Origin of the sequence: uncultured Photobacterium sp., assembly GCF_947502415.1 — a bacterium.
GTDB lineage: Bacteria > Pseudomonadota > Gammaproteobacteria > Enterobacterales > Vibrionaceae > Photobacterium.
In genome coordinates, this window is the sequence record NZ_CANMZV010000024.1 from 1 (window position 1) to 14215 (window position 14215).

Below are 14215 nucleotides of genomic sequence, written 5' to 3' on the forward strand. Positions count from 1 at the left end.
AATGGGTGTTCACGTTAAACCAGAATAGGTGTTCACATTGAACCGGAATGAGTGTTCAGCATGGGCCGGAATACGCAATAAATAGAAGTCTTTAAATATCATTCAGTTATGTCAGACTATATCACTAATAATCTCCAAATTCTCACACCAAGACAAAATTCAATGGGTATGTAAAGTTCTGCATTAAGGTGTAATTTAGTAGTATTATCGGCGGTTTTCGCAACGCACGTTTCTATTCAAAACCGTGCAAAACTAGCCACCGCTAGAAGCGCTCACCTTTGTGCGTTTTGAGATACGAAAAGTTATCTGAAGGTAAAATCCATCTGAAAATCGTAACTCGTTTCTGTCCGTGCGACCTGAAGTCGTATGAAGCGTTGTTCACCACGATAAGAGTGAACCATCTGTATCACCAGATGCCCCTAGGATTCTGAATAAAGCAGCGAATCCGACAATGTAACGAAACTCGGTCGTTAGACTGAGTGGGAGTTGAATCGTGAGAGGACGTTCTTCCTGATAACCACAAATCGGGTAAGTGCTAGGGTGTCAGTATGATGAACGTAAGTGAATCCACGTAAGGCGCGTTATATGACGAAGCAGCGGAAGTGGTTAATACGCTGTGGCCAAAATGGCAATGAGAGTCGGAAAGAAGTTGGACAGTTCTCTTTCGTGATCGGTGTACTCTCCGCACTATAGTGGGCATCTAACCTGATATTTTGCGCGACATACGGAACAGGGTAAGCCTGTATATCTCCCTAGGGAAAGCAATCTATGAAGATCGCCGATAGGTATGCAGGTAAAGGAGGTTAGAGAAAGCAAATGCCGTGTTGTAATGATGCGGATACAGGTCGATATCTGGCGCGAAAGCGAGCTGACTTCTAACTGGTCTCCCGTTGCAAGATGATTTGAAGAACTTTATTTAAGGAGAAACGCAAATGGTGACTTCATCAGAAGTTAGTGCCTCTCCTAGCGGCACTCAATGGCAATCCATTGACTGGAGAGCGGTTGAGTCGCGTGTTTTAAAGCTTCAAATGCGCATTGCAAAAGCAACCCGAGAGGGAAAACACAGTAAAGCGAAAGCTTTGCAGTGGATCTTAACACACTCCAGATCGGCGAAATTGCTTGCTGTGAAGCGAGTGTCCCAAAACAAAGGTAGTAACACACCTGGAATCGATGGCGTTATCTGGAATACGGATGCTCGTCGAATGACCGCAGTAGATCAATTGAGTCGCAAAGGCTATCGAGCCAAACCGCTCAGACGCATTTATATCCCGAAAAAGAATGGCAAACTCAGACCTCTAGGCATTCCATGCATGATAGATAGAGCGCAACAGGCGTTGTATCTACTTGCTTTGGAGCCGATATCGGAAACGGTAGCCGATCCTAATAGTTACGGTTTTCGTCCTAATCGCAGCACGGCTGACGCAATAGCACAATGCTTTAAATGCTTGTGTCTTAAACGTTCAGGTCGTTGGATTTTGGAGGGCGATATTAAAGCTTGCTTTGATAAGATCGGGCATGAATGGCTAATTGAAAATGTTCAAATAGACAAACGGATGCTAGAGCAGTGGCTTGGCTCAGGCTATATCGATAGAGGTTTATTTTACCGAACATCGGAGGGAACTCCGCAAGGCGGTATTATCTCCCCAACCCTTATGTTACTTACACTGGCTGGCTTAGAAAAGCTCGTAAAGGAAGTAGCCAAGGAAGCAGGAGAACGAGTTAACTTCATTGGTTATGCTGATGACTTCGTGATAACAGGAACATCGAAGGATGTCCTCGTCAATGAAGTCAAGCCACGGCTGATTGATTTTCTACAAGAAAGGGGGTTGGCACTCTCCGAAGAGAAAACGCACATTACCCATATAGATGAGGGCTTTGATTTTCTTGGTTTTAATCTCAGGAAATACAAAGGTAAACTGCTCATCAAGCCGAGTAAGAATAACGTTCTCTCCTTCTTGAGTAACCTGCGTGAACTCATCAAGAAGCACGCGACAATGCCAGTCAATGATCTAATTAGACTATTGAACCCCAAGCTGAAAGGTTGGGCGAATTATTATCGCCACTGCGTGGCAAAACGTACTTTCGGTTATTTCGGTCATCAAATCTTCTGGTTATTGTGGCGATGGGCGGTCAGGCGTCATCCCACCAAACCAAAAGACTGGGTACGGCGCAAATACTACATGAATAGAAGTGGTGGTTGGCAATTTCATGGCTGGCAGAAAATCGCCAATATGGACTGTTACTACAACTTGGTTCAAATAGCGAAAACGCCGATTAAAAGACATGTGAAGATCCGAAGTGCAGCGACACCGTTCGATCCTCAACACCAAGATTACTTGGCAAAGAGGAAACCGAAAAAGGAAAGTCGTCACTCCTGGTTTGATCCTGTTCTAACTGCTATCTAGGTTGCTGGGTAACGTAATACGCCTTAGCGGAGGCTTGAGCCGTATGCAGTGAAAGTTGCACGTACGGTTCTTAGGAGGGCGGCACTTGGTAACAGGTGTCGCCTATCCGACACCTTCGATTCAGCCAGCTCCAGGCTGACTGAAAGGCATGGCACGCTTCTATTCCTCCCCCCTATTCTTAGTTAGAGTCAAAACTACATGCTAATGCCTCCAAAAGCGTTACAAGTGTTATTGTCATTAATAGTAAATAGTTTAATTATCGAATTTAGTGTAATGTATCTGCTTTATTTCCTATCAACATAAAAATTATGAGTGACGTTTTTAAGACACTATTAAACCTGCGCTCTCTGCGCGCTGCTGCACGAGAAGAATTTACGCTAGAGCAACTTCAAGAAGCCCTTGAGAAACTGCAAACGGTGGTTTCTGAGCGTGAAGAAACCGAAGCAGAATCTCGCCAAGCAGAGAAAGAAAAAGAAGAAAAATTACAGGCATACCGCACCATGCTGATTGCAGATGGTATCGACCCAGAAGAGTTGTTAGCAACTTTGGCCGACACATCTAAAAAAGCTAAGCGAGCACCTCGTCCAGCTAAGTATAAATTCACCGTTAATGGTGAAGAGCGCACCTGGACAGGCCAAGGTCGTATGCCAGCACCTCTGAAGGAAGCTATCGATAATGAAGGAAAATCACTAGATGACTTTCTGATTTAATCGGCGCAAAGCCCCCGATTATTGGGGCTTTCACTTGAATTCACCCTGTGCTTAACAGATTGTTTTCGTTATCACTTAACTGACAATCACTTAACTGACTTTGTAAGTCTTTTCTGCCCAAAACCATTTAGATCTTTTGCTTATTCAAGGTCTGTTCACATGAGTTTGTCATACTGAGCTAATGTAGTAGAAAGTACCAAGAACAATTTGGATTAAAATAGCCTTCTTGTATTCCCCAAATAGGCTCTTGTTGGCCGTCAAAATAGATTCATTCATGTATCCGTGGGATCTATACAGTTAGAGCCAATCATAGATAAGTATCCCCAGGCTCGCTCGATTTACATTGTGGTTGTAATCTATAAGGCTTTCACCATAACCGTTGTAATACTGTAAATAGACTTTTACGGTGTCATAAACAGGGAAGGCCCAGCTGAGTTCTACGCCTCCTTTGTTGTCGCTGGCAAAATTATTGCGCAGCAATATGCTGTAGAGGTGACCCTCGTTTTTGTAACTCAACCGGTAATTACCGTAACCCATATATTTATGAATATCCGGGTTATCGTCATCGTCGTCATCTTCGGGAATGCGGTACCAGGGTTGGAGCGACAGCAGGAAATTGCCTCTGGCAAGTTTAAAATTGGCATAGATGCGATTCCAGCTGCGCGTAAGGGCTTCTCCTCGTCCATTGGATTGGTGAATAAACCCTATATCCGTTTCTAGCAGGGTAAGTCCCAGGATATTGATATCGGAGTAATAGCTGGCAAAAATCTCGGGGTTGTAGTTGGTCTCGCGAAAGGGGGCGGACTCGTCGGAGTTGTACAGTTGCCACCAGGCGGTTTGCGTGTAGCCAAACCAGAGATCCGAGTTCACCTTTGGTGCACAGTACACTTATACCAACCTGACCGAGCGCGGCGGTGAATGGCAGATTGAATTGTTACTGGGCAGCTGGAAAAAAATTGCCACGGAATTCTATTTTCCGCTCGATTATCAACAGCAGGCTTTTACTTCCTTTGGGGCAGGCTGGAACAATGAAGTGCGCCAGTTTTTTTTCGCCAATCTCGACATCCCACCACCGGAGTTCAATCAAGAGTTGGACTTTTCCGATGTGGAATATAACTATGGAGCAGCCTTTGCCGAAGTTGGCTGGAATATCGAGCCCTGGAGTGCGGTGGCAGTCGGTTATCGTGGGAACAGTGGCTATGTGGAACTCTTATTGACTGGGGGCAGGCAAGACCTTGACGCCTATGGCCCGTATATCCGTTATGCCTATGATTATCTCGACAGCCTGTATTTCCCTACGAGCGGCTGGTTATTAGATGCAGAGTGGGGCTACTCCCGGATTCACAGCAGGTTTGATGGGATAAAAACTGATGACAATACCAACTATTACAATGTCCGCGTGCTCAAGCCGTTTAGTTTTGAACGCCATACCCTAGTTACAAACTTGAAAGGCGGCGGTTCAGACTCAAAAGAGATGGTACCGATATATGCGCAGGATTTGGGAGGCTTGTTTAACCTTTCTGGCTATCACCGGTATGAACTGAACGGCCGTTACAGCTTGTTTGGTGCGCTGAACTATCGCTACCGTTTGCTGGATAATGACTTTGGTGCTTTTACTTCTCCCGTTTATGTCGGAGGTTCTATTGAGCGGGGCGGGGTATGGAATGATGAGGCGCAGATCAGCTGGAGTAGCTCTATGACGGCCGCCAGCCTGTATGTTGGGATCGACTCTCTGCTTGGCCCTGTCTATGTGGGGTATGGATATGCAGAGGGTGGCAAGAGTTCTTTCTACTTGGTGCTTGGAAGTGCACAAAATTGATGTTCTTGATTGATGTTTATCAGCTTGAAAAGCATATGCAGGCGTTTGCGTAATCGTTTAAGTCGATGCTATGCACTGGAATGTATCTTTTTAAAACTTCAGATTTGCAGTCTTGCCAAGGAAAATGAGAGGAAGCGTTATTGGTGAGAATCATTTAACTACAGCCAGTCAAAATGAAGTATTGAGTATATAAAATAGAATGGATAAAGGGAGGTAATAGAGTAAAACGTCTAACACGTTTATGTCTCTTGATTTTCTAATAATCCCAACATCAGTACTTCAATCCATCGTCCCGGTAGAGCAAAGGCCAGTGATGTACTAACTTTCATATTAGGCTTTTTAATGGGGCAGCTCAGGCTACTTCTCGTAATGACCCCCGTAGTGCAGCAAAGAACTCAGAAGGGAAAGTGTCATGAGCCTTCAAAGCGTCTTCAACATCATAGTCGTGGTATTTACGGTGGCCAACCTTGCGGCCATGGGGCTCGAACTGAATCTGCGCGAGGCGCTGAAAACCCTGCGGAACGCCCATGCTATTGCGCTGATCCTCGTCTGGGGCTGGGTGGTAGGACCGGCGCTGGCCTGGCTCATTATCAAGCTTATTCCGCTGATGGAAGCGCACGCGGCCGGATTGCTTCTGATCAGCCTGGCACCGACCGCGCCCTTCTTCCCACAGATGGTGCGAAAAGCTCGCGGCGACATGCACTTTGCTGGCGCATTCATGCTGCTGACTATACTCGGCACCGTGCTGTTTCTGCCGTTGCTGGCGCCGCTGCTGATCAAGGGACTGACCGTGGATGCGTGGTCGCTGGCGAAACCACTGCTCTTCATGGTGCTATTGCCGCTGCTGATCGGCGGCGCAATTCGTGAGGGCACCCCGAATGCAGCGGAAAAAATCTTCCCGGTGGTTAAGAAGATCGGCGGGATCTTCCTGGTGCTCACTCTGGTGCTCACCCTGGTGCTCTACGGACGTGACATGCTTGGTGCCGTAGGCAGCTTCGCCCCCGGAGCCCTGGTCCTGTTCTTACTTGCGATCACAACGATGTCATACAAGATCGGCTTCGGCCTGAAGCAGCAACAGCGCAGCAGCATGGCGCTTGGGATGTGCACGCGCAATATCGCCGCGGTGTTCGCAGCATATTTCGGCATTACGAATCCGCCGCAGGGCCTGTTCGTGATGATCATTCTGGTCGTTCCGCTCGCGGCGATCGTCGCGATGGTGGCGGCACGCCGGTTTGCCCGACAGGTTCCGACAAATTAAAGGAGAAAGTATGAAAGTCATTATCATTGGTGGAGTCGCCGGCGGTGCCTCCTGCGCTGCCCGGCTACGACGTTTGGACGAAAATGCCGAAATCATCATGGTCGAACGTGGGCCCTATGTTTCCTATGCAAATTGTGGTTTGCCTTATCACATTGGCAAAGTCATTCCCAACGAGTCGGATTTGTTGGTCGCGACGGCCGACACCTTCCGCCACATGTTTGCCGTCGATGCTCGGACGCGCTGTGAAGCGGTCGCCATTGATCCGGAACAAAAAACGGTGGATCTTAAAAACTTGGAGACTGGCGAAGTCACCACGGAATCCTACGACAAACTGGTTCTGTCTCCTGGTGCGCCGTCGATCCGGCCTCCACTGCCAGGAATTGACCTGCCCGGTATTTTCTCTGTCAGAACAGTGCCCGACGCTCGGGAAATTCGCCAGTGGCTGGAGAAAGGATCACTATTTCTGGCCGGGATGAGCCGATATTCCGGCATTCAGGCTATTCGCCCTAAAACCCGTGCTGTTGTCGTGGGTGGGGGATTTATTGGCTTGGAAACAGCGGAAAACCTAGTTCACCGAGGCTTCGACGTGACGGTGTTGGAGATGGGTGAGCAGGTACTGGGTCCGCTGGATCGGGAAATGGCGCGATTGGTCGAAGGTTATCTGGAACGGCATGGTATTAACATTGTGTTAAATGATGGTGCGGCAGAATTTCGGCAAGTACCTTCTGGCGCGCTAGAAGTCTACACTCAGTCGGGGAAAGTGTATCCGGCGGATATTGTGGTACTCGGTATTGGTGTCCGCCCAGATACGGTATTGGCGAAGCAGGCCGGGCTTGAAATTGGGATACTTGGCGGGATACGTACCGATGAGAAGATGCGTACCAGTGAGCCAGACATTTTTGCTGTAGGCGACGCCGTTGAAGTTAAGGACTATATGACGGGCGAGTGGAGCCTGGTGGCACTGGCCGGTCCTGCGAATCGGCAGGGGCGTATAGTGGCAGACGTCATTGCAGGTCGTGATTCTCATTTTCGAGGTACCCAAGGCACGGCTATCATCGGCCTGTTCGAAGGTACGGCAGCCTGGACTGGCGTCAATGAAAAAAGACTTAAACAGATTGGCGACACGGATTACGAAAAAATATACATGTACCCCAATTCCCACGCAGGTTATTATCCTGGCGCGAAACCAATTGCGATGAAGGTGCTTTTCCGTAAGTCTGATGGACGGCTGCTCGGTGCTCAGGGCTTGGGCGAGGACGGTGTCGACAAGCGCATTAGCGCTTTGGCTGGCTTACTCCAAATGGGAGCCACCGTGTACGATCTCGAGGAGTCTGAATTGTGCTATGCGCCCCAGTTCGGCAGTGCCAAGGATCCGGTTAACTTCGCTGGCATGGTGGCCGCTGCTGTGTTGAGGGGCGACATGCCGATCAGTCACTGGGACGAGATCGGTGAAGACGTAATTCTCGACGTACGTGAACCTGTCGAGCTTGCGGTGGAAAGTGTCAAAGGTGCGCTTAACATCCCTCTAGGCCAGCTACGGGCACGTATGGACGAGTTACCGCGTGATAAGACAATCCACATTGTATGTCGCTCTGGGCAGCGAGCTTACTACGCCACGCGTATTCTGAACCAGCATGGTTTCAATGCACGCAATGTGTCCGGAGGCATGTTGTCCAGGACCTATTCATCGTTCTTCTTACAGGAGGGGGAAGGTACGTCATGAAAGCGACTGTGGCGACTTCGGCGATACTCGCAGCCCTGATCTTCATCTGGTATCTCGTGGCAGACCGGATCACGCCTTACACTTCAAATGTCCGCGTGAAAGCGATGGTTATCGACATCGTTCCTGAGGTCTCCGGCCATGTCTCTGCGGTGGCCGTCAACAACGGGCAGGTCGTTGAGGCTGGTGACCTGCTCGCACGCATTGATCCACGGCCATATCAGCTCAAGGTGGATCGAGCGCGAGCGGTGCTTGAACTTGCTACTCAGAGTGTCGGTGCCGGATCATCCGCGATTGAGGTCTCTGTTGCGAATCTTACCGCCGCACGCACCAATCTCGAGAATGCCGAGTTTCAGACAGCGCGTACGCTTGAATTGGAGAGCCGCGGTATTGTATCGAAATCGAGGGGGGATAACGCTCGTGCGGCGCTGCAGGCAGCGCAAAGCACGGTTGTGGCCGCTGAGGCAGATCTCGAACGGGCACGCCGTGAGCACGGTGTAGAGGGCGCTGATAACCCTCAAATTCGCGAGGCTGTCGCCGCCCTTGGTGAGGCTGAGTTGGCTCTTGACTGGACCAAACTGCGTGCTCCGGCGCGTGGCGTTATCGTAGATCTTACTGTTACTTCAGGTGTTTATGCGCGAGCGGGGAGCCCTGTACTTACTTTCGTGTCCTTTGAAGAACTCTGGGTCGAGGCTTACATGAAGGAAAATAATATCGCCAATATCAGCATTGGTGACCCCGCCGAAATCTCGCTCGATCTCTACCCTGGACGGATATTTGATGGCGTAGTGGCCAGTATATCCTATGCTGCCTCCGATGGTACGCGAGAGGGCAGCCTACCTAATGCACCGAGAGTGGATGGCTGGATGCGCGATCCACAGCGCTTTCCGGTACGCATCGTCATGCCAGACTACCAGGTGGGTAGTGAGGGCCACGACATCCGGCGCATGGTGAACGGGCAGGCTGACGTTATTGTCTATACCGGCGAGAGCCGATTCATGAACGCGCTTGCGGTCGTGTGGATGCGGCTGATGAGTTTGCTTTCCTATGCCTACTGATGCGGCAGAGTCGGCGAACTACGACGCCCGACGTGTTCTCGATCGCCGCGCGCTGCGGCTCGGCGTCGGCGTCACGGCTATCTTCCTGCTGGCCATGGCGTTTCAATGGACGCTTGCCTATCTCGCGCCGATCTTCTTTCCGTCGTTGCTCCAGGCCAGCCGCCCGCTACGCGCAGCGGAGGCGGTCAAGCTGCTCGTCGCCGTCCTCGTCGTGATGTTAGGGACTTACGCCCTCGCCGCGATGTCGCGGCAGATACCGCAGCTTTTCGTGTTGCTTCTGATCCCAATTCTGTTCGTTACCTTTCGTTCGCTGTTCCGCGGCGGGCCAGTGTTGATCATCCTGATGGTCTTGATCGGCTTGGTGCTGCCTCCCCTCACGGCAAAGGTGTCGCTCGACGCGACATGGGACGTCTCGGCATCGTTCGTCATCAACCTCGGGCTGTGCGTGATCGTAAGCTACTTGCTCTTCAGGCTATTTCCGTGCCTGCCGGGTGAGCCGCCGCCGAATCCGCGTCCGGTCTTCCCGCCAGCTGAGGCCGATTGGCGCGCGGCTATGTTAGCGGTGATCGTCGGCGGTTACATGCTCGTCTACCTGGCTCTTGACTGGCACAACGTGCATACGCCGCTTTACATCGTGGTATTCGCCTCGACCCTCGGTTTTTCGCGCACTGCAGGTCTCGCTAAGGGAATACTTATAGCCAATATCGTCGGCGGAATGGTCGCGGTAGTGATGTTTGAGCTGACGGCGATGGCTCCGATCTTCCTTTTCCTCGCAGCCCTCACGCTGCCGGTAATGATCGTATTCGCGCGCGCCGTCGTTTCGGAGGCGCCTTGGGCGCCGCTCGCTAGCTTCGCGATGAGCGTAGTGCTTCTGATTTTCGGCTCATCGATCGGACCCTACAACTCAGATACCGGTTTTGAGAATCTGGGCTATCGCTTGTTTGAGTTGGGCATTGCAGCGATCTACGCAGTGGCGGCGACTTTCGTCCTAGAAATCTTCCGGCCAGCGCTGAAACTGTAAATACTCTGATATTCATCAAAAAGAGACAGATCTATTTAAAGGCTTGTCATGAGTTTTATCTATGGCAACAAAGCTCTTATAAGATTGTCCTCTTTCAAGGTTTATCGCAAAAAGCAGATCTTAATAAAAATGTTCGCTCTCTCATCGAAGCGGGCCATTCAGCGCTTTTCATAACGTCTGCTTAGCTGGTATGGGCATTGTTGATAGGTTAGGAATCTTGAGGGAAATTATCACTGCTTCTGGAATGAATTCTAAAGGTGCGAGCTATTTATACACTGAAGGAAAAAACTGCCCGATCTTTGTAAGCTGAATGCAGCTTATAGCAATAAAATACTACAAGCTGCTAATCCATTACTTATTATGCTTGTGGAAGCGTACCTTCGCCGTTAGAAACAACAGCGTCGATTTGTACTAACGCGCCCATCTCGATTTGAGAAACACCTACCACTGTGCGAGCTGGAAGATCGCCCTGGAAGAAAGTAGTGTAAACCTCGTTGATTGCATCGATATCAGAAACATCTTTAAGCTGGATGTTGATTTTAACGATATCGTCCATTACGTGGTCAACACTTTCAACGATAGCTTTGATGTTCTTCAAGCATTGCTCTGCTTGCTCTTTAGCACCACCTGCAACGATTGCATTTGTCGCTACGTCAACCGGAAGCTGAGCGGCAATGTGGTTGTAGTGAGAGAAAGCCACAGTTTGTGTGTGTAGTGGGCTACGTGGTGCAGCGTCAGTGTTGTTAGCACGGATTACGATGTTGTGACGATCTTCAACTTCTTGTGGAGGTGTGCCGTCGCCGTGAGATACAGAAGCATCAATTTGTACTAGTGCACCCATTGGTAGTGCGTCAGCAGCAATTGTTGAACGTGCTGGTACATAAGCAACGGTACGTGCGATAGCTGAATCAGGGAAGAAGGTTGAGTAAACTTCGTTAACTGCGTCAACATCAGATAGATCGTTTAGGTACATGTTGATTTTAACGATGTCATCAAAAGGCACGTCGATGCTTTCTAGAATCGCTTTCATGTTTTTCAAACACTGAGCAGTTTGCTCTTTCACGCCACCCTCAACAATTGCGCCAGTTTTAGGGTCAACTGGAAGCTGAGCTGAGATGTTGTTGTAGTGAGAGAAAGCAACCGTTTGTGTAGATAGTGCACTTTGAGGTGCATTTTCAGTGTTGCGAGATAGTTTGATTAGCGGGCAAGGTTCTTGTGGCGCAGTACCTTCACCGTTAGAGATAAGTGCATCTATTTGAACCAATGCATCGCTCATAGGTAGCGTAGCAACTTGAACCACGGTACGAGTAGGAATTAGGTTATCGAAGAAAGTTGCGTAAACTTTGTCAACTGCTTCCATGTCTGCGATGTCTTTAAGGAACACGTTGATTTTAACAACGTCGTCCATCACGTGATCGATGCTTTCGACAATGGCTTTAATGTTAGTCAAACATTGTTTTGCTTGTTCTTTTACGTCACCAACAACGATTTCGCCTGTTTTAGGATCTACAGGTAATTGTGCAGAAAAGTTATTGTAGTGAGAGAATGCAACTGTTTGAGATGATAGTTCGCTTTGTGGAGCATTTTCGGTGTTACGAGAAACTTTAATGATACCGCCAGCCATGTCGATATTTTCCTTATATGTAGTACAGAGATAATTATTTATCTTTAATCGGTTTTATTTAAATGAATAACGAAACTGGCGCAATGGTAAGGGAATTTATTTGGAGTGAATGTGACACGCATCAAAACATTTTTTTACTAAAAGGTGGCTAAAATAGGATAAATAATCACTTTACGATTAATTATCCACAAAATTATTAATAATCGGGCTGTAACAACATTTTATTTTTGCGATTGATTCGTCAATTGTGAATATAATCTCAGTGAGTTAATCGCCAATTTTGCTGGATTTTATCCAATTCTGATAAGTTGATCACAACAAGTTAATTCAAATTCAAGCATTAGCTCAATTGGTGCGCCGTTTATTTCGTTATAAATGCATAAATTCCCGTGTGTGTTTCACGGAATTCCTCTTCTTGGTAAGAAAAGTTTTCGACATCTGAAGCTCATAGGAGCGTTTTTAGCCATTTAAGGTGGCTGCTTCAGCTATAAATAGAGTTACTCCACAATGGATTAGGGTGAGCGTTCAAAATGTGAAACATCATTATGTTTTCACGTATTAATTAATCATCGGAACCGTAATATTAACGGCGTTGGTGATTTTTAACCTCAAATCACCGCCTTGCCTAATAACCTGTAAATTTTCATTAGAAAAGGAGCTTGAGGTCACTTGGGTGTAAAAATTAAACTTTTAGAAACTGCACATGAATAATAAATTATTTCGTCAACCTGCGAATACATCGCCTTTGTTATTTATGGCATCTGCTCTAGCTTTGTTACTTGCTACTTCTGATAATGCATCAAATTCCTATAGCAGTTCCATTAGCCTGGAAACCCCGTTCCCATTAAAAACAGCAGAGAAAATTACTGGCCTGATAGACTTCGGAACTAAATTTAAGAAGGTGGAAAAAATTTGCGCAAAGCCTGAATTTGATAGCAGCCACTCATGGTCGGTAACATTGAATGCATTTGATCAGGATAATAGCGGCGAAGTTAATATTAACATCAAGCGAGTTAACCGGAGGGCTTTTGTTCCGAGGCGCTTCATAACAAAATGTATCCTGATTGATTTGTCAACAGTATTATCTAATAGATATAGCAAACTTCTTAATATTCATTCACGTAAATCCTTTTACGTCCTTTGCCGTTATATCGGAGAGTTATAAATTGGTTTAGTCAATACGTTGAAACAGAGCTTATGACCAGGTCAGTTATCTTTGATGTCGAAAAGTCAGGTAGATGGTATGTCACTTTTCAAGGGGATATTGGTGTGCTCTGTAGTTATTCCATTTAAACCCATGATAAAAAGGACTTAACATGCTAAAAACCCTCGGTTGTCTTTCTTCTCTTTTCATTTCAGCATGCGTTTTCGCCCAAACCGTCCCGGCAACGTATCATGCTCTTCAGTATGAAGGTCGTAACTCGAAGGATTACAACTCCGGCACTGTTCAGATTAACTGGCCGGGAACCACGCTGAAAACCCGCTTTGTAGGCAGTAAATTAACTGTGGACATAATCGGTAACGGAGACCACTTTGACGTTCTAAATAATGGTCAGCTGACTAATAAAATTATTACCAATAAGGGGGGAGCGAAGCAGACTTTCGTATTATTTGAAAGTGAAGAATCTCAAAGCGTACTGGTGGAAGTGGTAAAACGTACTGAAAATTACGAAGCCATGACTAAGATCGTTTCCGTTGAACACGATGGTTATCTAGAAGGTACCTGGAGCAATCAGCCGCATATTCTGTTTATCGGCGATTCTATCAGTGCCGGATTTGGTAGTGAATCCACCAAACGGGACTGCACATGGGAAGAAGTTTATTCTTCGTCAAACGCACGTTTAGCCTTCCCTTATCAGACAGGACAGGAGCTGAACGCCAGTATAACTCAACTGTCTTTCTCCGGCCTTGGACTGATACGTAACTGGAACGGCAATCAGTCTTACCATGATCTGACGTACTATGCTGACAAAGCTGGTGCAATTTACGGTCAGAAACTAGATTTTGAAGATAAGTACCCGGATCTGATTGTGGTTGAAGTTGGTACCAATGACTTCAGCACCGATCCTCAACCTCATGAACCGTGGGCCGACATTGATGAAGTCAAAGTCGCCTGGGTAGATCGTATGGTGGAGTTTGTCAGTGATCTTAAGTATCGCTATAACACCGCCAATGTCATCCTGATGCCACGTCCAGCCTACCCTTACGATTACATTATTCCAGCAACCAATGAAGCGATTGAAATTCTCAATTCTCAAGGGCAAAAAGGTATCTACAGCCATATTTTTACTTCTCCGCTGAAAGGTTGTATCTGGCATCCGACGACTAAGGAGCACAAGTCTATTGCGAAGGAACTTAGTCACTTTATTCACGCAAACCAGCTCCTTTAAGTGACTGAAACTGAGTTAGGCTCAATGAAAAAGTGCGGCATAATTAGCCGCATTTTTTATTTGATGCTGTACACAATCTTCTTATCAACGCTAATGGGTCAGCCAGTTCTTATTTTTAGCTCTTGTTAGACTTCAATATATTTTTCTCATATGGGGAAGGCTTGAAAGGATTCACTGCCGATTCTGGCTAGTTTTGCGTAGCGAAGCCTT

Annotated in this window: 11 protein-coding genes; 9 read left to right on the forward strand and 2 right to left on the reverse strand. The window is 47.5% G+C overall.

All coding sequences use genetic code 11. The annotated features are described in order from the left end of the window. Positions 1-932 precede the first annotated feature (932 nt). The gene (gene ltrA, locus Q0852_RS19510; RefSeq protein ID WP_299021033.1) at positions 933-2405 is read left to right on the forward strand and encodes a group II intron reverse transcriptase/maturase; all 1473 of its coding nucleotides are present in this window, start codon (positions 933-935) and stop codon (positions 2403-2405) included. Between the two features lie 308 nt (positions 2406-2713). Further along, positions 2714-3115: an H-NS family nucleoid-associated regulatory protein gene (locus tag Q0852_RS19515; protein ID WP_299021035.1), complete on the forward strand. Its 402-nt coding sequence runs from the start codon at positions 2714-2716 to the stop codon at positions 3113-3115. Between the two features lie 297 nt (positions 3116-3412). Here Q0852_RS19515 and Q0852_RS19520 read toward each other — a convergent pair whose 3' ends face one another. Further along, positions 3413-4003: a phospholipase A gene (locus Q0852_RS19520; protein ID WP_299021037.1), complete on the reverse strand. Its 591-nt coding sequence runs from the start codon at positions 4001-4003 to the stop codon at positions 3413-3415. A gap of 145 nt (positions 4004-4148) precedes the next feature. On the opposite strand from Q0852_RS19520, the gene Q0852_RS19525 reads away from it, so the two are divergent. The 5 genes from Q0852_RS19525 to Q0852_RS19545 all read left to right on the forward strand — a co-directional run bounded on the left by Q0852_RS19525 (position 4149) and on the right by Q0852_RS19545 (position 9991). Next, positions 4149-4934 (forward strand): hypothetical protein, encoded by a 786-nt coding sequence (locus Q0852_RS19525; RefSeq protein WP_299021040.1) that lies wholly within the window; start codon positions 4149-4151, stop codon positions 4932-4934. Positions 4935-5346: 412 nt separating this feature from the next. After that, positions 5347-6192: a bile acid:sodium symporter gene (locus tag Q0852_RS19530; RefSeq protein ID WP_299021043.1), complete on the forward strand. Its 846-nt coding sequence runs from the start codon at positions 5347-5349 to the stop codon at positions 6190-6192. A gap of 10 nt (positions 6193-6202) precedes the next feature. Further along, positions 6203-7915, forward strand: coding sequence for an FAD-dependent oxidoreductase (locus tag Q0852_RS19535; RefSeq protein ID WP_299021046.1), 1713 nt, complete (start codon positions 6203-6205; stop codon positions 7913-7915). Continuing rightward, entirely contained in the window at positions 7912-8970 is a 1059-nt protein-coding gene (locus tag Q0852_RS19540) for an HlyD family secretion protein (RefSeq protein ID WP_299021049.1), read from the forward strand. The genes Q0852_RS19535 and Q0852_RS19540 overlap by 4 nt, the downstream gene beginning before the upstream one ends. Next, positions 8960-9991, forward strand: a complete 1032-nt coding sequence (locus Q0852_RS19545; RefSeq protein ID WP_299021051.1) for a DUF2955 domain-containing protein — start codon at positions 8960-8962, stop codon at positions 9989-9991. The genes Q0852_RS19540 and Q0852_RS19545 overlap by 11 nt, the downstream gene beginning before the upstream one ends. Positions 9992-10349: 358 nt before the next feature. Here Q0852_RS19545 and Q0852_RS19550 read toward each other — a convergent pair whose 3' ends face one another. After that, entirely contained in the window at positions 10350-11615 is a 1266-nt protein-coding gene (locus Q0852_RS19550) for a RidA family protein (RefSeq protein WP_299021054.1), read from the reverse strand. A 703-nt stretch (positions 11616-12318) separates the two neighbouring features. On the opposite strand from Q0852_RS19550, the gene Q0852_RS19555 reads away from it, so the two are divergent. Both Q0852_RS19555 and Q0852_RS19560 read left to right on the forward strand, forming a co-directional pair. Beyond that, positions 12319-12780, forward strand: a complete 462-nt coding sequence (locus Q0852_RS19555) for a hypothetical protein (protein ID WP_299021057.1) — start codon at positions 12319-12321, stop codon at positions 12778-12780. Positions 12781-12931: 151 nt separating this feature from the next. Continuing rightward, the gene (locus Q0852_RS19560) at positions 12932-14005 is read left to right on the forward strand and encodes an SGNH/GDSL hydrolase family protein (protein WP_299021059.1); all 1074 of its coding nucleotides are present in this window, start codon (positions 12932-12934) and stop codon (positions 14003-14005) included. Positions 14006-14215: the final 210 nt, after the last annotated feature.

What these genes read in the sequence shown, in the direction of transcription:
- ltrA (WP_299021033.1), top strand. Translation starts at nt 933, where the DNA reads ATGGTGACTTCATCAGAAGTTAGTGCCTCTCCTAGCGGCACTCAATGG.
- Q0852_RS19515 (WP_299021035.1), top strand. Translation starts at nt 2,714, where the DNA reads ATGAGTGACGTTTTTAAGACACTATTAAACCTGCGCTCTCTGCGCGCT.
- Q0852_RS19530 (WP_299021043.1), top strand. Translation starts at nt 5,347, where the DNA reads ATGAGCCTTCAAAGCGTCTTCAACATCATAGTCGTGGTATTTACGGTG.
- Q0852_RS19535 (WP_299021046.1), top strand. Translation starts at nt 6,203, where the DNA reads ATGAAAGTCATTATCATTGGTGGAGTCGCCGGCGGTGCCTCCTGCGCT.
- Q0852_RS19540 (WP_299021049.1), top strand. Translation starts at nt 7,912, where the DNA reads ATGAAAGCGACTGTGGCGACTTCGGCGATACTCGCAGCCCTGATCTTC.
- Q0852_RS19545 (WP_299021051.1), top strand. Translation starts at nt 8,960, where the DNA reads ATGCCTACTGATGCGGCAGAGTCGGCGAACTACGACGCCCGACGTGTT.
- Q0852_RS19550 (WP_299021054.1), bottom strand. Translation starts at nt 11,615, where the DNA reads ATGGCTGGCGGTATCATTAAAGTTTCTCGTAACACCGAAAATGCTCCA.
- Q0852_RS19555 (WP_299021057.1), top strand. Translation starts at nt 12,319, where the DNA reads ATGAATAATAAATTATTTCGTCAACCTGCGAATACATCGCCTTTGTTA.
- Q0852_RS19560 (WP_299021059.1), top strand. Translation starts at nt 12,932, where the DNA reads ATGCTAAAAACCCTCGGTTGTCTTTCTTCTCTTTTCATTTCAGCATGC.